The organism is Vibrio sp. SNU_ST1, from assembly GCF_030563405.1.
In the GTDB taxonomy this organism is placed as follows: Bacteria; Pseudomonadota; Gammaproteobacteria; order Enterobacterales; family Vibrionaceae; genus Vibrio.
The window spans coordinates 61,594-78,733 of the sequence record NZ_CP130749.1 but is presented as its reverse complement, the minus strand read 5'-3'; the positions used below and the strand labels follow the sequence as shown (position 1 = coordinate 78,733).

Below are 17,140 nucleotides of genomic sequence, written 5' to 3'. Positions count from 1 at the left end.
GTATTAAAATCATCAATTAGCCGAACGTTGAGCCAATACTAACAGCGAGCTCTAACCTTGGATGTGAAAGTAATAGCGGCCACAATTAGCGCGCAACACACCAAACTCACGCCTAAGTTTTGCACCATACCAACAACGGCCAGTCCAGAGCCAATCATCAAATAATAAAGCAAACCTAACACCGCGCCAGCGCTGCCTGCTTGTGAACGGTACTTAACCAAAGCACGACTTAAAACGTTAGGAATTGCGATACCAAACGCCATCACCACCAACATCATTGGCAACAAGAACCCAATATGATGCTGCATCGCTAACACGCCCAAAGAGCCAAACATCAACAAACCGCAGGCAACGCTGAGTAATGTATTTTGAGAAAAACCTTTGTCTAATAGTATCTTGTTCAGGTAGCTACCTAGGAATGTACCTGCTCCCAAAACAACGCCGCTATACCCAAACATCTCTGCACTGAGCCCAAGTTCTGAAAAAGTAAAAGCGCCTAATTGATAATAAGAAAACAGCGCGATGTTGTACAGCGCCACCAGCATGGCAGAGGTCCAAATTTGGCGATCTTTTAACATCTTAAAACCCAGCGCTTTAAGGTGCATTGGCTGTTTTGACTGCTGAGTTTCTGGAAGCATCTTTACATTGTAAATTAGCACTAACATGACCAATGCAAACAACGCAGAGAATACTGCTTGGTGACCGCCCACATGAACGAGCTGACCACCTAAGAGCATCCCGACAACAGGGCTGATCGATAGTCCAATTCCCATAAAACTAAAAACCTTAGCAAGCTCATCACCACTAAACACATCACGGAGCATGGTTTGTGTCACCACAGAACCAACGGCGATACCAAATGCACTCGTAGCTCTCGCCAACATCAAAACAGTAAAGCTTTCGGTTTGCATTGCCGTTATTGCTGAACAAGCAAAGATAGTTAACCCGAGCAGCATGATTGGTCGTCTACCCCACTTATCCGCCAAGATTCCCCATACCACCACACCAATCGCTAACGCCGAAAAGTAAACCGAGAGGGTTTGGGCGGCTTGAGCGTTGGTCACAGCAAAAGACTGCGAAATAGAAGCTAAAGCCGGGCTATAAATGGTCTCTGCAACTTGCGGAAACATCAGTAGCACCATCATCTGCCATAGCGAAGGTTTTGTTTTCATCATTTATTCCAATATCAATCAACTTGACGGGCAGTCTAGTGGAAACTAACCTTGACTCATTAACAACATTAAAACCAAAAACATCAAGATTGGGACAGATGGCATTCATCAATGAAACAACCGTATTTGACGTAGATTCAATCGTTGATGCAAATGGCATCAAAGCAAACGTCGTGGGGATTGCTGCAGATCTCGGACAGCATGATTCTGGAATCCATCAGCATAATAAAGGGCAACTTCTTTACGCGCCATACGGCTGTATTACGCTCACGCTTGACAATGCACTGTGTATTTTACCGCCGACCAAAGCCGTGTGGATCCCGCCACACGTGCCGCACCGAGCGCAGATGACCAATGTGGTCTCTTATCGTTCTTTATATTTTGATACCACTCTGTTCGAGTGCCCGCCAGAAATCACAACAGTCAAAGTCGATGATTTATTGAAAGCACTGATCAACAAAATGGCGCTGTGGGATTGGGATATCACCATGAATAAAACAACCACAACTTGTACGTTGTTCTGGGAAGAATTCAATCAAGCGAAGCAGCAATCTTTGGTATTGCCACTGCCGACAGATCGCCGATTAAAACGTTTTAGCGAGCAAGTTGGAAGAGAAGATTTCTTGGTTCCACCACTCAATGAACTCGCTCAATCGGTTGGGGCGAGCACTAAAACTATCACGCGATTATTTAGGGCTGAAACAGGAATGACTTATCAAGACTGGCGTCAGCAATGGCGACTCATTAAGTCGATTGAGCGACTCGCTCAACACTTACCTGTCAGTGATGTTGCCCATCGTCTTGAATTCTCTTCAGATAGCGCCTTTATTGCCTTTTTTAAGCAACAAACAGGGCAAACACCGTTGGCTTTCACTAAGTTAAGAACTTAACTCTCGCTCCAAAATTCACATATTCCCTCTAATCTCAGAAACAAAAAACCAGAATATGCGTTCTGGTTTTTTAATAGGTATTCAACTAATCAAGTGCTTTAGTTGTGACTGACATCAGGAGTGTCTTGGGTCTTATTGACTATCAAATCTCGGAGCCACTTATGGCTCGGCTCTGAATCGAAGTATTTATGCCACAACAGGAACAAGCCTCCTGGCACCAAATCAACCGGGACAGGCTTCATCACCAACTCTCCGCTATCAATGTAATCGCGTACCGAGTTGTATGGGTAACACATCAACAGATCACTCTGCTTACACAGTTTAATGGCACTGGTGATGTCAGACACGTTAGCGGCTTTGTTAATTTCCAATTGCTTGGAATTTAGCACTTCCATTAGAAGCCAATCACCTGCTCCGCCCGTCACCAACTGTATGTGTCGATACTTCAAGAAGGTGTCGAGGTTCCACTCTTCTTGCAAAGCTGGGTGGTCATTTCGCATCAAACACACCGAGTAGTCCAAGCACAGTTCCACATAATCCAGCTCGTCAGGAATACACTGGACGTGGGTAGAAGCGCGCTCATCCAGCTCAAAGATACCGATACCAAAATCCACTTCACGTTTCAGTAAGCGCTTGAAGCTATCGCTGCTCCACGTTGAACTGTTGATAGTGATGTGAGGCGCATCTGCAAGTGCCGTAGGCATAAAATGCGGGTAAATCGCCGTGTACGCGGTTTCGACAAGGTCTATAGTAAAGGTACGCTCACTGTCTTTAGGGTCGAAGACTTCGGGAACAGTCAGCTTTTCGATCTGCAGTAGAATTTGGTGGATCTTAGGCGCTAACGCAAGTGCTTTGGGTGTTGGGAATAGACCCTTTGATTCACGCTCAAACAACGGATCATCAAACAAAGCTCTGAGTTTAGTGAGCTGTTTACTTACCGCAGACTGGCTCAAAAAGAGTCGCTCTGCGGTTTTGCTCACGCTTCGTTCTTCAATCAGAACGTGTAGGCAAAGCAGCAAATTCATATCGCATTTAAGTAAGCTTTTAACATCTACCATGATATTCCCTAAATTCAGGTTAATGATGATTAATTGTCACTTTAAATCATATCATTGTCTTGGTAAATTTAGCGCATGTGAGTTAAAACACTCAAAGAATAATAGAATTAAGGAATACTCATGGATTTTCTAGCACTACCAAAGATTGATTTACACTGCCACCTAGACGGAAGTGTTCGCCCAGATACGATTATTGGCTTAGCAAAACAGTACAATATCGAACTACCTGAAGATCGCGACGCGGTTGTTCAATCTCTAACGGTGCCAGAAGATTGTAAAAACCTAGATGAGTACTTGGCTTGTTTCAGCCTGCCACTACAAGTGATGCAGACAGAAGAAGCGATTGAGCGTATCTCTTTCGAGCTTTACGAAGACGCTGCATTAGAGAACGTTAAGTACCTAGAAGTTCGTTTTGCACCGATTCTTCACGTAAATAAAGGTCTGTCTCTTGATACGATCATTGCAAGTGCAGTAAAAGGCATGAAGCGCGCTGAAGAGAAATACGACATCAAAGGCAACTACATCATGTCTGTGCTTCGTATGTTCCCTAAAGATTCTATCAAAGACGTAATCGATGCAGGCCAACCTTACCTAGGTAAAGGCGTGGTTGCGTTTGATATCGCAGGCGGTGAAAAACCAGGCTTCTGTGCTGAATTCCCTGAGTACACGCAATACGCTCTTGAAAAAGGCTACCGCATTACCGTGCACGCTGGCGAGCAATGGCACGGTCAAAACGTTTACGATGCAGTGACAATGCTTGACGCTGAACGTATCGGCCACGGTGTTCACATCCAAGGTAACGAGGACGCGTACAACATCGTTAAAGAGAAGCAAGTTGCGCTTGAAACTTGCCCAACAAGTAACGTGCAAACTAAGTGTATTCACAAATTTAGCGACCACCCAATTGCTGAATTCAAGAAAGACGGCATCGTTGTGACGATCAACACAGACAACCGTACTGTGTCGAACACAACCATGACCAACGAAGTGAAGCGTGTGTGTGAAACATTCGGCCTAACACAAGAAGACTACGCAGAGATCTACAAATACTCTGTAGAAAGCGCTTTTGCGTCAGACGAAGTGAAGCAGCACCTAATGGGTTTCGTTGAGCAAATCTAATTTGTAGAGCTTGTCTTGGTAAAACTTAGCAAGGCTCACTTAGTGACAAAAAACCGGAAGAGAAAGGCTGAGGCTTTTCTCTTTTTTTATGTCAAAAAATCGCTAATCTTGCAGTATTCGTCATTTAAACCGAGACTCTCGGAAAGTGGGCAAGCATGAGTAATACAAACGATAAAACTGAACTAGAAAAGATGCTATCTGGACAAGTGTATGATGGTGCTGACCAAGAAATTGATACCATGCGTTCCAATGCCAGAAAGGCACTAATGGCCTTAAACAACCATCAAAATTCAGACCAACAACACGCACTTCAAGAACAACTACTCGGTAAAGTCGGCAGTAACAGCTTAATCCAGTCCCCTTTTCATTGTGAGTTTGGCAAAACCATTGAGGTTGGCAACGATACCTTCATCAACATGAATGTGGTGATGCTCGATGGCGCGAACATCAGAATCGGCAACAATGTTTTGATAGGACCAAGCGCTCAATTCTATACTCCTTCACACTCGCTTAACTATCTTAGCCGCCGTAAATGGGAAACCTTCTGTTTACCAATAACAATCGAAGATGATGTGTGGGTTGGCGGTAACTCAGTGATCAACCAAGGCGTGACGATTGGGGCTCGCTCAGTTATCGCAGCCAACTCAGTGGTCAACAGTGATGTACCACCAGACTGCTTATACGGTGGTACACCAGCCAAGTTGATTCGACATCTGAATACTGAACAATAAAGCTAAATAGAAGAATAAAGCGTATCAGTAGAATGAAGCCACTTAGAACAACAAATAGAAAAGAGGCGATGTTCATATGAAGCATCACCTCTTTTTTGATTAGTTAGCCGTGTCTCTTCTATCGAATGGATTTCGCTCCATGGCCTTTTCATACTCACTTTTCGGGCCGCTCAAATACGTGGTTTTGACGAATTGTTCCCAATCATAAAACAGCGATTCTATTGGCTGATCGGTAAACTGTGATGGATCCCCATTGCTCTTAATGAGATCAACAAACGCCCCCTCTCCCCATGAACGTTCAATAAACTCACCGACCGTATACCCAAGCTCATAAACAGACGAGCTACTGTTCGGGTTATGGTATAAATCCTGAGCTAGCCCATCGAAACGGCGACTGATGGCTGTCCTGTTATTAATGTGAAACCAATAATCTTCAGATTTGTAGATAGCGATAGCTTCCCACAACCAACGCGGATTATTCGCAAAATTAGAATTCACTTGCAGAGTCAGTAAATGCACAAACTCATGCAAGGCAGTTTTATGGATCTCACCACCAAAATAAAGCAGCCTAATTTCATTACTTTTAGGCTCGATATAGCCTGTAGAAAACGCGTATCGCAGCCCAATACTGCGCTCTTGTTCGTCCAAGTACGCCTTTTGGTTTTGCCATACTCTCACCGTTATGACCGGTATTGAATCAAGGCCGAAGCTCTTCATCAAAGGAGCCTGTTTGAGCAATAGCTCGTTGTGAATACTTGGAATTATCGAAGGTGAGGTTCCATCATAAAGGACATACTTAAACTGCCCTTTATCTGATTCGTAGCAATTATGGCAGGGTTCTTCACCTTGCATCTTCAGTATTGCAGCCATAATAAGAACCAATCCAGATAAAGCGAGAACCAAAAAAGTGATCATTGATCTTACTGAGTATCTTTTCATCTTGTTCATCCCTTAGACTGAAGAGTTAAATCGTTAACTCGAAATCATCAAATCCATTAACGATTCAAATCAATGCCCAGTGCAAGCAATTCTCTTTCACACTGAAACACATCACTAAACTGGATACCGGTAATACCTACAGCTTTCGCCCCTTCGACGTTGTAAGGCATATCATCAATGAACACCGTTTCTGAGGCCTCAAGATCATGTTGAGACAGTAGAGCATGATAAATTTCAGGTTGAGGCTTGAGCATACCCGACTCTGCCGATACCGTTGCTCCATCAAACAGTGGCCAAAACTCGTAGGTGGCTTTTAGGTACTCAACAATCTCAACCACGTTATCGGTTAACGCATACACGGCATAACCTGCTCGTTTTACTTGCTTGATGAGGTCAACAGAACCGTACAGCAAGATCTGCGTTTGCTTAACGTAGTAGAACAGGCGATCGCACTCTAATGAAGATAAATCTAGCTCTTGTTGGTAGCGAAATTTGGCTTCATTTTCAGTTAAGAACCCTTTGTTCAAATCCAACCAAATCGTACTTTGGAAAATTGAACGCGCTTGGGTTTCCAGATCATCAAGTTCCCCGAAAATCAGGCGAGTAATTTCTAGCGGAGACCAACGTACAATCACATTGCCGACGTCAAACACCACATTTTTTATTTGATTAGAACTCATACCTTACTCCTGAATTATTCGCGTGAAATAACAACAACACCGACATTAAATGCCGCACCTCAAAGTTCATAACCTTGTTTTACAGAATGAGGACTGAAATCACAATATATCACGAGCAGGCACAAAAAAAGTCCTACAAACCATCATATAGAAAGTACGCTTTATCCAATTAAGGGGGCTTGACCTACTGACTCGTTTTAACACTCCTATAAAATGGCCGGGAGTAAAATTCAGCCTTATTTACATTATTGAAACATAAAATCCCTTACTGACTTTGCCTCTCTCTTACTAAGACGTGTGTACCTTATCGCTTGTACATAATAGCCAAAGCTTACGCTGCTCCATATGAGCTACATTCATTACATACGTTACATTGCATTACATATCAATCACAGTATTTAATTAGTAACGATGCATAATGAAATTAACAATAACATCAACAACTGTTAGATTAAGGTTGCATTATGGTAAAGAATCAAACTGCCACACAGAAAGAAGTTACTTACCCAGCCAGCTACAACCTACTGTCAGTAACCAAACCAAGCAGTCATATAACTTACGCAAGTCGAGATTTTTGTGACGTTGCGGGCTATACCTTAGAAGAACTCAAAACACAGCCACACAATATTGTGCGTCATCCAGATATGCCATCGGAAGCTTTTAAAGACATGTGGGCTCACCTGAAAGAGGGTAAGTCTTGGATGGGTATCGTCAAAAATCAATGCAAAAATGGTGACCATTACTGGGTGGATGCATTTGCGTCACCTATTATTGAAGGCGGGGAGACCATTGAGTATCAATCAGTTCGCTTGGCACCGAATCGTCAGCATGTCAAAAATGCCGAAAAGATTTACGCTCAGATAAAAGCCGGTAACACCCCTCGTCAACTTAAGGGCCTGCGAAGCCGCCTCTGGCAGCGTGCTGCGGCTACAATTCTACCGCTTGCCGCTATTTCAGCAGCTATCGATCTATTTGTACTAGCAGGATCTGGTGTATGGCTACTGTCACTTAGTTCTATTGCCAGTATTTATGCCCTAACTCGTCGCTTAGAAGCAGTATCTGAAGAAGCTCGTAAGGTCTTTAATAACCCCTTAATGGAGCTGGTTTATAACCAACGTGTAGATGATATTTCAGAAATACAGTTGGCGCTAAAAATGCGCCAATCTGAACTCAACGCCGTTGTGGGTCGCATCCAAGATTCTAACAGTCAAATTAGCCAAGCTGCGCAATCGTCTTCTGAGAACTGCGATACCACAGCAACTAACCTTGAAGGGCAAACCTTAGAAACAGAGCAAGTGGCAGCTGCAATTAACCAAATGCACTCGACTGCAAATGAAATTGCGCATAATGCACAAAGTGCTTCTGAAGTAACAGATCAAGCAAACATAGCCGCCACAGAAGGAATGGACTCCGTAAAACAAACCGTTGATTCAATCCATGCTTTATCGACTCAATTAAGCGAAGCTTCAGATGTCATTACACAGCTAGAAGAGCATGGTAAAACCATTGGTCTCGCTTTAACCGTGATCCAAAGCATTGCAGAACAAACCAATTTGTTAGCACTCAACGCAGCCATTGAAGCGGCACGTGCAGGTGAGCAAGGACGAGGTTTCGCGGTTGTTGCGGATGAAGTTCGTACGCTAGCGCAACGAAGCCAAGGTTCAACACAAGAGATCCAAAACGTTATCTCACTCATCCAAGACAGCACTCAAAGAGCCGTACAAATGATGAGCGAAGGCAATCAACTGTCTGAAATTTGTGTCAGCAGTGCTGATATTTCTGGCGAAAAGCTGAAAACACTTATTAACCAAGTCAGTGATATTTCAGACAGAAATACTCAAATAGCAGCGGCTGTAGAGGAAATGGCTTGTGTGACAGAAGACATGAACTCAAGTGTACAATCAATTAGTGAGGTCACTGCTACAACAACCATCTTGGCCTCAGATACCCGCGATGAGTGTGAAAGGTTAGTCAGTAACTTAAGCTCACAAGGAAAATTAGTGTCACAGTTCCGATGCCTCAAATAACGTCAACTCAGAATAAAACCCAACTCTATTATATTTAGCTCCATCCATAAAAAGCCTAGTAGGTAAATCGCTAGGTTTTTCATATAAAACACCGAGAACAAAGCCGATTTTTTCTACGGTAAATGTCATAAAAGACCTTAGTTATAGAGAAGCAATAAAGACTAGATAAATGGAAATTGGGGTGAGATTTCACCCCAGAAAAAGTCGGTTAATCAACCAGAGGATAAACGCCGTTTTCATCGTGAACTTCAGCGCCAGTAATTGGCGGATTGAATACACACGCCATAACCATTTCTTTGTTTTTATACGCACGTAAATAGTGTTCATCGTGCTTATCAAGGATATAAAGCGTCCCAGGTTTAATGGGATAAGTCTCACCCCCAACCACTTCAATTTCGCCTTCACCACTCATGCAATATACTGATTCTAAATGGTTTTGGTAATGAATATGTGTTTCCGTCGCTTCATAAATTGTCGTGATATGAAATGAAAAACCCATGTTGTCATCTTTCAACAACATGCGAGTACTTTCCCAATTATCCGAAACAATACGTCTTTCGCTATTGCGACATTCATCAAGTGTTCTAACAATCATTTTACTGTCCCTATTACGATACTTTCTTGAAATACTTAGTTGCTACAATTTCTACTGAATCTTCGAAGATGGTTAAACCTTGCATCAGTTCCGATTCAGATATAGTCAGTGGGCAAAAGAACTTCACTATTTCATCGTTAGGGCCAGCTGTTTCAATGACCATACCGTTTTCAAAACACGTTTTGGCAATTTCGTCAGCCGTGTTTCCATCTTTACATTCAATGCCAATCATCATTCCACGTCCCTTACGTTGAACGAATAGCTCTGGGAAACGCTTGATATTGCGTTGAATGACATCATCGACCATGCTTGAGCTACGTTGAATATGATTTTCAAAATCATTATTTGACCAATACATTTCTATCGCTTTCGTAGCGGTAACGAACGCATGGTTATTACCACGGAAGGTGCCGTTGTGCTCTCCCGGCTGCCATTTGTCTAATTCAGGCTTTAATAAAACGACGGCCATCGGTAAGCCATAACCACTTATCGACTTAGACAGCGTGACTATATCTGGCTTGATACCTGAAGGTTCAAAGCTAAAGAACGTACCCGTTCGACCGCAACCCGCTTGGATATCATCGACAATAAGTAAGATATCGTGGGCTTTACAAATTTTACTTAAGCGCTGTAGCCACTCATTTGAAGCGACATTCAATCCGCCTTCACCTTGAACCGTTTCCAATAAGACGGCTGCTGGCTTATCCATACCGGCAGAATTATCAGCTAACATCGTTTCGAACAATTTTAATCCATCAATGCCAGCATAACCCTCAAATGGCAAGCGCGTAACGTTGTTAAGGTTTGAACCCGCGCCTTGTCTATGATGTTGGTTACCCGTAGCAGCCAGTGCACCTGCAGTACAACCATGAAAACCATTGGTAAACGCTACAATGCTGCTTCGGCCTTTCACTTTTTTAGCCAATTTAATCGCGGCTTCAACGGCATTAGTTCCTGTTGGGCCTGTAAATTGAACTTTATAATTGAGATCTCTTGGTTCTAGAATTAAGCGAGTAAGCGCTTCTAAGAATTCAGCTTTGGCTTCTGAATGCATATCTAAACCGTGCGTAATCCCATCCATTTCAATGTAATCAAGCAAGGCTTGCTTAAGTATTGGATTGTTGTGACCGTAATTGAGAGATCCTGCTCCAGCAAGAAAATCAATGTAACGATCACCTTGTTTTGTTTCAAGCCAGCAGCCTTTTGATTTACTAAAAGTAACTGGAAAACTATTCGAGTATGAACGTACGTTAGATTCCTGCTTTTTAAAAATATCCATGATAATGCCGTTATTTAATTCCTATAAGTGTTTGATTATTTAAGGAGGATTCGATAGAGGTATTCGGTATCGTGCTGCCCGTTAAAGTGAAGATTTTCATCTAAGAAAGTAGTCACTTTCCCGGTGTTACCGTTTTTTTCGTCCAGCTTTTTGAACAATGCCCAAGACGCTTGGTTTGATTTAGTGATAGTCGTTTCTATCGCTTCAATGCTCTTTAAACCCTCTCGTTTAAGTAAGGTGTTTAGCATCTTGTAGGCTAAAGCATTGCCTCTAAACTTAGGCGCCACCGCCACTTGCCAAATAAAGAGAACATTGGGCTCACTGGGTTTTTGATAACTAGAAATAAAGCCAGCAAGGTCACCTTCATGCTCCACTAAAATACAAGTTTTACTAAAGTGAGTAGACTGCAAGAAATTGCAATATGAAGAGTTAGTATCTAATGGAGGGCACTCTGAAATTAATTGATAAATATTGTTGCCATCCGAAACTTCTGGCTCACGAAAATTCCATTTTTCAATCATTTTTTCTACAACCTCTGGATACAAGATCCAAGGCGCTGACGTAATCATACCGAGACATTTCCTTTGAACTCTAATTAAATTCCTTTTAATTATGAGCATTTCCCGCACACAAAGATCAACATATTAGCGCTAAAAATCAAATTTTAGCGACACAGATCACACTTACATAAGTATTGTATGTATTAAACAATACTTTGAGTTCTAATGTATTTATTGGGTCGGTATAAATTTGAAAGTCTTCAAGGGAATAGACGAAAGAAAATCGTTAGTGCAATTCATAAAATACAGCGTTCAAGTGCCTGAGTAGGAAGGGTAGGAATCAGCAAAAATATCGACGACTCCAATACTAAATAAGGTAAACAGTGACGCTCTAAAAAGAGATGGCTTAGGCTCTAATATTGAAACGCAGATACCTAAAACAAAAAAACCTAGCGTGAGATAGCTAGGTTTTTCAAGTAAACATAAATTGGCAATAAACCAAAAGAAACAAATTCGAATCACTTGAGTTAATCGCGAATTACTTCAGGGGATCATTATCAGGCAGAGCCTTGTGGATCCATAGTGCTAAACGCTTCTTAATATTCGCGCCATCAAGCTTACTTTCAGGTAAAGGCGTGATCTGATTAACTCCAACAAGAAACAAGTACACAGCCTTAACTTTTATAGGTTGAGATGAGTGTGGCAAATCAAAGCCTTGTAACTTTGCCATTTTAGAGCCGACTTCCAGAGCTTTCTTAAGCAATTTATCTTCATTAATGATCTTCGCGGTTTTCGACATATCATCTCCATCATCTTAATCGAATGAACACTGAGTATATCAAACCGAAAGACTCACAAGATTATTTCGCTCTCAGTTTGAGGAGTCGCTTTGATAAATTGCAGGTTACGGACTCCAGATACGGAAAAGCCCAAAGTTATTAGCTTTGGGCTTTTCTTCTAACGGCTGTGGTTGATTACACCGAGTGATACGACAACCGAGTTTTACAGCGTGATATGCAGAATTAGAAAACCAATCAATCAGGCATCACAACAATACCCATGGTTTCAAGCAGCTGTTCTTGTTGCCAAGCGACAATCTTAATCCCTGTCGTATCCACTTTGCGAGGGTCTAACCCTTCTAATTCCGCATGACACAAGTTAGCCCCCTGCATACTGAATTGCCCCCATACGTCTTCCGAGAACACGCCTCGGCTGAGATCAGACTCTTTCAGTGACGCACCGCCGAGGTAAGCCCCTATCCAGCGGTTTTCAAACAACTCACACTTTTCCAAGCAGGCCTGCTCCAAGTTCGCGTATGACAGGTTACAGCCTGTAATATACGCAGAGCAAAAGTACATCCTATTGCTTACTTGATTGGCAAAGTTAGCACGAGTAAAATTCGCTCCTTTTAAGTCGCATTCACGCAGCTCAATCCCATAGCAATTCGCATTACTAAAGTTCGCCATCGCCAACTGGCAATTCTGGAAACTTGCGTCTCGTAAATCGGCAATATCAAAGTGGCATCCCTCAATATCGCCTTGTTCAATAAACTTACAGTTAATAAACGTTGCATCACGCAAGTTCGAACGTCTGAAATCACAGCGGATAAACGTACAGGCTGTAAATGTAAGCTCTGATAGATCTTGCTGAGCAAAACTGTGCTGATGATAAGTGCTGTTATTGGTGTCCATTTAGCCCCCTAAAGAAATCAAGCTAAGACTACCATTGTGATCTTAAGAAAACATCAAATTAAAAACCAACGAAAACAGCAACTTAAAACACCCTAATTTGGCCATTTTAAGGTATCAAACAAGCCATTTAAGGCTGTTCTTTTCGTTTTATGGCATGCGATTATCTTGAAAAAAGTTTTGTCGCTTAGAAGCGGGGGGGGCACAAGGAGAAGAACATCATATGTCAGCATAAACTTGATGCAATAGCCTATATAGATACCTTCGCTTGATACTTAGTCTTTCGAAAACCTTAGTTTATATCGATAGGCTACAACTAAAAGATGGTTTTTATTAGTAAAGTCAGAAAAGTTGGGAGGCCGAGATCAAAAAATGGCCGCTTAATGCGACCATTGTATAACTCTTTAAACTTTTTTTAGCTAGACAATTTAAAACTACGTTAGCTCTTGGCTACGTTTGCAATGCCTTCAAGCTGTAGAACTGGGGCTGCGTCGATGTCTTCGGCGTTCATCATTGCAGACACACGTTGCATCGAAGAAAGCAGTAGGCTTTGCTCCCATGCTTCTAAATTTTGGAATTTTTTAACGAAGTTATCTTGTAGCGGAGGTGGCGCATTGTTAAGTAGCTCTTGACCTTTTTCAGTCAGGTTTGCGTGTACTTTGCGGCGATCTGACGAGCTGCGAACACGTTGTACATAGCCGTTCAATTCCAAGCGATCGATGATCGTGGTTGTGGTAGCTTGACTCACATTAGTTTGATTAGACAATTCTTTGATCGTCACATTACCCATCTCTTGGATTGCGCGCATTAAAATCAATTGAGGGCCCGTCAAACCATACTCTTTACTCAGCTTTTTCGAGTGTAAATCGATAGCGCGAATAATTTGGCGAATAGCGACCAAGATTTCGTCATGTTTATCCAAGATGCAGACCTTTGTACTAATATACTGTGAGTGACTTTACAGTGCCGTGGCGATGAGATTTTCCAAACTGAACAGCTTGGGTTCGCCCGAATTACACTGTAAATTGATAATTTACTTCATTGATTTTTCCGCATTGTACTGATGTTAATACTATTCTCAATCTTTTCTATACCACTAAACTTGCGTGGTACGGCACTTTTGCTTAATGAAGGGGGAATGAAAGCTTCAATGAAGGCAAAAATAATGAGTCAGAGAATACAAACTCAAAGAATAATATATTTTAATAATCATAGTGGTAGAGAGACTTAACCCTCTCCACCCAATAAAAAACCAGCCCCAATAGCTAAGCTGAAAAACGAAATTTTACGCGGCTGTATTCATCTGAAAGTTACCAGTAAGCGCATTATAAAATTCACTGTTATCCAAAATACCGACCAGTTTATTGTCTTCCACCAGCAAAATTGGGTGATTACTTAGCTGTTTCAGTTTAATCGCATCGCGCATGCCGATCTCTGGACTTGCCACTACAACACTTGACGCGCTGATAGCCGTTAAATCGTCAGATTCGTTCCACTCAACAAGCGCTAAAGTCGATTCACCTTTTACAGACAAAGTACCTTCATTCTGCTCAATCCATAAGTCTTTAGAGTCACAGATCTTCCAACTTTCATCTTCTTGTTTCAAAGAATCCAGAGGCTGCATCAACGAACGACCTTTGAGTACGTTCAACGGGTTAGTGTGTGCGACAAAATCTTTCACGTATTCTGTTTTTGGCGTAAGTACGATCTCTTCAGGCTTACCGTGTTGAATCAGTTTGCCTGATTCCATGATAGCAATGTTATTACCTATCTTTAGTGCTTCATCTAAATCATGACTCACGAACAGAATCGTTTTGTTAAGCTTGTTTTGCAATAAGATTAGCTCATCTTGCAACTGCGCACGAATCAGCGGATCAAGCGCTGAAAACGGTTCATCCATAAGAAGAATGTCAGTATCCATCGCGAATGCACGCGCCAAACCAACACGTTGCTGCATACCGCCAGAGAGCTCATGAGGATACTTGGTTTCCCACTCTGCCAAACCCACCATTTCAAGCTGTTCACGCGCTTTAGCACGACGAACATCTTTGGCTACACCTTGCATTTCAAGACCAAACGCCACGTTATCTAACACGTTTAACCAAGGCATTAGGGCAAATTTTTGGAACACCATCGAAACACGGTGAGTACGAAGATGACGTAAGGTCGCTTCGTCGCACTGTTCTCCTAAATCAACCAGCTTGTCTCCATCTTTGATCGCCAATGAACCACGGCTGATCTCATTCAAGCCATTCACCGCACGCAATAAAGAAGATTTACCTGAGCCTGACAGGCCCATCAGCACACAAATCTCGCCTTCTTCAACGGTCAGCGACACATTATCTACGCCAACGACTTGGCCAGTTTCATCGATGATCTCTTGGCGAGTTTTACCTTGGTCGAGCAGCTCAAGCGCTTGCTTCGGCTTATCACCAAACACAACATCGAGGTTTTTAATGGTAATCGCATCCATAGACTTTTGTTCCTGAGAGATAGACATGATTAAGCTTCCTTCTGGTTTGGTGTTTTGCACAAGCGATCCAGAATGATAGCGACTAATACGATCGCCAATCCTGCTTCAAAACCTTGTGAGATGTTCACTGTGTTCAATGCGCGAACAACAGGTTTACCAAGTCCATCAGCACCGACAAGAGCGGCGATAACCACCATCGAAAGCGACAACATAATACATTGGGTTACACCCGCCATAATGCTTGGTAAAGCGGCCGGTAATTCCACCTTCATCAGCAATTTCATGCGGCTCGCACCAAAAGCTTTACCCGCTTCAATCAACTCTTCAGGCACTTTGGTGACGCCTAAGTAGGTCAAACGAATTGGCGCGGCAATGGCGAATATGATGGTCGAGATTAAGCCAGGAACGATACCTAAACCGAATAAAACCAAAGTCGGAATCAGATACACAAACGTTGGAACCGTCTGCATTAAATCAAGGATGGGTCTAAGCACCGTATATAACCAAGGGCGATGCGCGGCCATAATGCCAACTGGAACTCCAATTAATACGGAAATCGTTGTCGCTGCAAACACGAGGACAAAGGTTTCCAGCATTTCTTGCCAGTAGCCAAGGTTTAAAATGGTTAGCAAGGCTGCAACCACGAAAATCACAAGCGAGGGTTTACGGTGTAAATACCATGCAATCGCCGCAGTAATAACGATTGGTAAAGCCGGCGGCATCCACTTAAATACATCGACTAAAAACATAATGACGGTTTCTAAAAAAATCGAAATAGCGTCAAAGAATCCTGCTGCATTGATCGTTAACCAATCAACACCCGCTTCCATCCATTGACCAACAGGGATTTTGTTTTCCGTAATAAAATTCACAATATTGCCTTTTATTATGGGTGGGCTACTTCAAACCAATCGATAAATTGGCAAGCCCACCTTTTTTATTTATAGAGCTTTGATAAATAGATCGATAGCTAGGTAAAACTAAGCTTTAACTTGTTTTAGGTATTCAGTAACCGCTTGCGTCGCTGATTCACCTTTATGCGTTTTTACGTTGTCTAACCAAGCTTCAACTTGTTGTGGGTTAGCGTTTAACCACTGTTGCGCCGCTTTTTCTGGCTTCACTTTTTGGTTAAGAATCTCTTCCATCAACTGGTTTTCCATCTCTAGAGTGAACTCTAGGTTTTGCAGAAGTTGACCGACGTTTGCACACTCAGACACGTAGTTTGAACGAACATTGGTGTAAACATTCGCGCCGCCGTAGTTCGGGCCGAAGAAGTCGTCACCACCTGATAGGTATTCCATCTCAACGTTGCTGTTCATTGGGTGCGGTGCCCAACCTAGATAAACGATCCACTGGCTACGACGAGCAGCGCGAGATACTTGCGATACCATGCCCGCTTCACTTGATTCAACTAAGCTGAAATCTTTCAAGCCAAAAGCGTCTGAGTCGATCATTGACTGGATTAGACGGTTGCCATCGTTGCCCGGCTCAATACCGTAGATGCGGTCTTTAAATTTGTCGGCATTTTTTGCAAGGTCAGCGAAGGTTTTTACGCCTGCGTCATACACGTATTTAGGAACAGCAAGCGTGTATTTTGCGCCTTCAAGGTTGGCACGCACAGTGTCAACCGTTCCTGCTTCACGGTACTTAGCGATATCGCCTTCCATTGTTGGCATCCAGTTACCTAGGAAGACATCAATGTCGCCATTGGCCATCGAAGAGTAAGTGACCGGAACTGAAAGTAGGTCGGTTTTAGTTTTGTAACCTAGACCTTTCAGTAGCTCTGAAGTGACAGCCGTTGTCGCTGTAATGTCTGTCCAACCTACATCAGCGAAGCGTACGTTTTCACATTGTTGTGGTTCAACAGAAGCATTAGCACCAAATGCAAATGAACTGATGGCTAATACTGTTAACGTTTTCGTAGTCACGTTCTGAATATTTAGAGTCGTCATAATGGTTCCTTTTTATCTTTCCTTTTGCTGCTCGATA

At 42.6% G+C, this 17,140-nt stretch carries 17 protein-coding genes; 4 read left to right on the top strand and 13 right to left on the bottom strand.

The window, feature by feature from the left end; translation table 11 throughout:
* Positions 1–38: 38 nt before the first annotated feature.
* Positions 39–1,172 (bottom strand): multidrug effflux MFS transporter, encoded by a 1,134-nt coding sequence (locus Q5H80_RS14725; RefSeq protein ID WP_304570745.1) that lies wholly within the window; start codon positions 1,170–1,172, stop codon positions 39–41.
* A 98-nt stretch (positions 1,173–1,270) separates the two neighbouring features.
* Between Q5H80_RS14725 and Q5H80_RS14720 the strand changes: the two genes are divergently transcribed.
* On the top strand, positions 1,271–2,062 hold the full coding sequence (locus Q5H80_RS14720) for a helix-turn-helix domain-containing protein (RefSeq protein WP_304570181.1): 792 nt from the start codon (positions 1,271–1,273) through the stop codon (positions 2,060–2,062).
* 98 nt (positions 2,063–2,160) lie between these two features.
* Here the strand turns inward: Q5H80_RS14720 and Q5H80_RS14715 are convergent, their stop codons facing one another.
* Positions 2,161–3,120: a LysR substrate-binding domain-containing protein gene (locus Q5H80_RS14715; RefSeq protein ID WP_304570180.1), complete on the bottom strand. Its 960-nt coding sequence runs from the start codon at positions 3,118–3,120 to the stop codon at positions 2,161–2,163.
* A gap of 120 nt (positions 3,121–3,240) precedes the next feature.
* Here Q5H80_RS14715 and add point away from each other — a divergent pair, with 120 nt between their 5' ends.
* Together add and Q5H80_RS14705 are read left to right on the top strand one after the other, a co-directional pair.
* Positions 3,241–4,239 carry an adenosine deaminase gene (gene add, locus Q5H80_RS14710; protein WP_304570179.1) on the top strand — a complete coding sequence of 333 codons (999 nt, stop codon included), beginning with the start codon at positions 3,241–3,243 and terminating at the stop codon, positions 4,237–4,239.
* Between the two features lie 155 nt (positions 4,240–4,394).
* Positions 4,395–4,970, top strand: a complete 576-nt coding sequence (locus tag Q5H80_RS14705; protein WP_304570178.1) for a sugar O-acetyltransferase — start codon at positions 4,395–4,397, stop codon at positions 4,968–4,970.
* Positions 4,971–5,069: 99 nt separating this feature from the next.
* On the opposite strand, the gene Q5H80_RS14700 is transcribed toward Q5H80_RS14705, so the two are convergent.
* Both Q5H80_RS14700 and Q5H80_RS14695 read right to left on the bottom strand, forming a co-directional pair.
* Positions 5,070–5,909: a hypothetical protein gene (locus tag Q5H80_RS14700; RefSeq protein WP_304570177.1), complete on the bottom strand. Its 840-nt coding sequence runs from the start codon at positions 5,907–5,909 to the stop codon at positions 5,070–5,072.
* Positions 5,910–5,965: 56 nt separating this feature from the next.
* A complete protein-coding gene (locus Q5H80_RS14695) occupies positions 5,966–6,589 on the bottom strand; it encodes an HAD family phosphatase (protein WP_304570176.1) in 624 nt (207 codons plus the stop codon).
* A 464-nt stretch (positions 6,590–7,053) separates the two neighbouring features.
* Between Q5H80_RS14695 and Q5H80_RS14690 the strand changes: the two genes are divergently transcribed.
* Positions 7,054–8,616, top strand: coding sequence for a PAS domain-containing methyl-accepting chemotaxis protein (locus tag Q5H80_RS14690; RefSeq protein ID WP_304570175.1), 1,563 nt, complete (start codon positions 7,054–7,056; stop codon positions 8,614–8,616).
* A gap of 208 nt (positions 8,617–8,824) precedes the next feature.
* On the opposite strand, the gene Q5H80_RS14685 is transcribed toward Q5H80_RS14690, so the two are convergent.
* From Q5H80_RS14685 to Q5H80_RS14645, 9 genes are all read right to left on the bottom strand, one after another.
* Complete coding sequence (locus Q5H80_RS14685) at positions 8,825–9,211, bottom strand: ectoine synthase (protein ID WP_009845969.1); 387 nt, start codon at positions 9,209–9,211, stop codon at positions 8,825–8,827.
* A gap of 13 nt (positions 9,212–9,224) precedes the next feature.
* Positions 9,225–10,490, bottom strand: a complete 1,266-nt coding sequence (ectB, locus tag Q5H80_RS14680; protein WP_304570174.1) for a diaminobutyrate--2-oxoglutarate transaminase — start codon at positions 10,488–10,490, stop codon at positions 9,225–9,227.
* 35 nt (positions 10,491–10,525) lie between these two features.
* Positions 10,526–11,059, bottom strand: a complete 534-nt coding sequence (gene ectA, locus Q5H80_RS14675; protein WP_012600076.1) for a diaminobutyrate acetyltransferase — start codon at positions 11,057–11,059, stop codon at positions 10,526–10,528.
* A 469-nt stretch (positions 11,060–11,528) separates the two neighbouring features.
* Positions 11,529–11,789: a DUF5062 family protein gene (locus tag Q5H80_RS14670; protein ID WP_009845972.1), complete on the bottom strand. Its 261-nt coding sequence runs from the start codon at positions 11,787–11,789 to the stop codon at positions 11,529–11,531.
* 235 nt (positions 11,790–12,024) lie between these two features.
* On the bottom strand, positions 12,025–12,681 hold the full coding sequence (locus Q5H80_RS14665) for a Qnr family pentapeptide repeat protein (protein WP_304570173.1): 657 nt from the start codon (positions 12,679–12,681) through the stop codon (positions 12,025–12,027).
* 436 nt (positions 12,682–13,117) lie between these two features.
* A complete protein-coding gene (locus Q5H80_RS14660; protein ID WP_102458739.1) occupies positions 13,118–13,600 on the bottom strand; it encodes a MarR family winged helix-turn-helix transcriptional regulator in 483 nt (160 codons plus the stop codon).
* A 363-nt stretch (positions 13,601–13,963) separates the two neighbouring features.
* A complete protein-coding gene (gene choV / locus Q5H80_RS14655; RefSeq protein WP_192891630.1) occupies positions 13,964–15,178 on the bottom strand; it encodes a choline ABC transporter ATP-binding protein in 1,215 nt (404 codons plus the stop codon).
* A 2-nt stretch (positions 15,179–15,180) separates the two neighbouring features.
* Positions 15,181–16,023 carry a choline ABC transporter permease subunit gene (gene choW, locus Q5H80_RS14650; RefSeq protein ID WP_012600072.1) on the bottom strand — a complete coding sequence of 281 codons (843 nt, stop codon included), beginning with the start codon at positions 16,021–16,023 and terminating at the stop codon, positions 15,181–15,183.
* Between the two features lie 108 nt (positions 16,024–16,131).
* On the bottom strand, positions 16,132–17,103 hold the full coding sequence (locus Q5H80_RS14645; protein ID WP_304570172.1) for a choline ABC transporter substrate-binding protein: 972 nt from the start codon (positions 17,101–17,103) through the stop codon (positions 16,132–16,134).
* Positions 17,104–17,140: the final 37 nt, after the last annotated feature.

Bases quoted from the DNA above. Each gene is read 5' to 3' on its own strand.
- Q5H80_RS14665 (WP_304570173.1), bottom strand. From the start codon at position 12,681: ATGGACACCAATAACAGCACTTATCATCAGCACAGTTTTGCTCAGCAA.
- Q5H80_RS14695 (WP_304570176.1), bottom strand. From the start codon at position 6,589: ATGAGTTCTAATCAAATAAAAAATGTGGTGTTTGACGTCGGCAATGTG.
- Q5H80_RS14705 (WP_304570178.1), top strand. From the start codon at position 4,395: ATGAGTAATACAAACGATAAAACTGAACTAGAAAAGATGCTATCTGGA.
- add (WP_304570179.1), top strand. From the start codon at position 3,241: ATGGATTTTCTAGCACTACCAAAGATTGATTTACACTGCCACCTAGAC.
- Q5H80_RS14670 (WP_009845972.1), bottom strand. From the start codon at position 11,789: ATGTCGAAAACCGCGAAGATCATTAATGAAGATAAATTGCTTAAGAAA.
- ectB (WP_304570174.1), bottom strand. From the start codon at position 10,490: ATGGATATTTTTAAAAAGCAGGAATCTAACGTACGTTCATACTCGAAT.
- Q5H80_RS14645 (WP_304570172.1), bottom strand. From the start codon at position 17,103: ATGACGACTCTAAATATTCAGAACGTGACTACGAAAACGTTAACAGTA.
- choV (WP_192891630.1), bottom strand. From the start codon at position 15,178: ATGTCTATCTCTCAGGAACAAAAGTCTATGGATGCGATTACCATTAAA.
- ectA (WP_012600076.1), bottom strand. From the start codon at position 11,059: ATGATTACGTCAGCGCCTTGGATCTTGTATCCAGAGGTTGTAGAAAAA.
- Q5H80_RS14690 (WP_304570175.1), top strand. From the start codon at position 7,054: ATGGTAAAGAATCAAACTGCCACACAGAAAGAAGTTACTTACCCAGCC.
- Q5H80_RS14720 (WP_304570181.1), top strand. From the start codon at position 1,271: ATGGCATTCATCAATGAAACAACCGTATTTGACGTAGATTCAATCGTT.
- Q5H80_RS14685 (WP_009845969.1), bottom strand. From the start codon at position 9,211: ATGATTGTTAGAACACTTGATGAATGTCGCAATAGCGAAAGACGTATT.
- Q5H80_RS14700 (WP_304570177.1), bottom strand. From the start codon at position 5,909: ATGAAAAGATACTCAGTAAGATCAATGATCACTTTTTTGGTTCTCGCT.
- Q5H80_RS14725 (WP_304570745.1), bottom strand. From the start codon at position 1,172: ATGAAAACAAAACCTTCGCTATGGCAGATGATGGTGCTACTGATGTTT.
- Q5H80_RS14715 (WP_304570180.1), bottom strand. From the start codon at position 3,120: ATGGTAGATGTTAAAAGCTTACTTAAATGCGATATGAATTTGCTGCTT.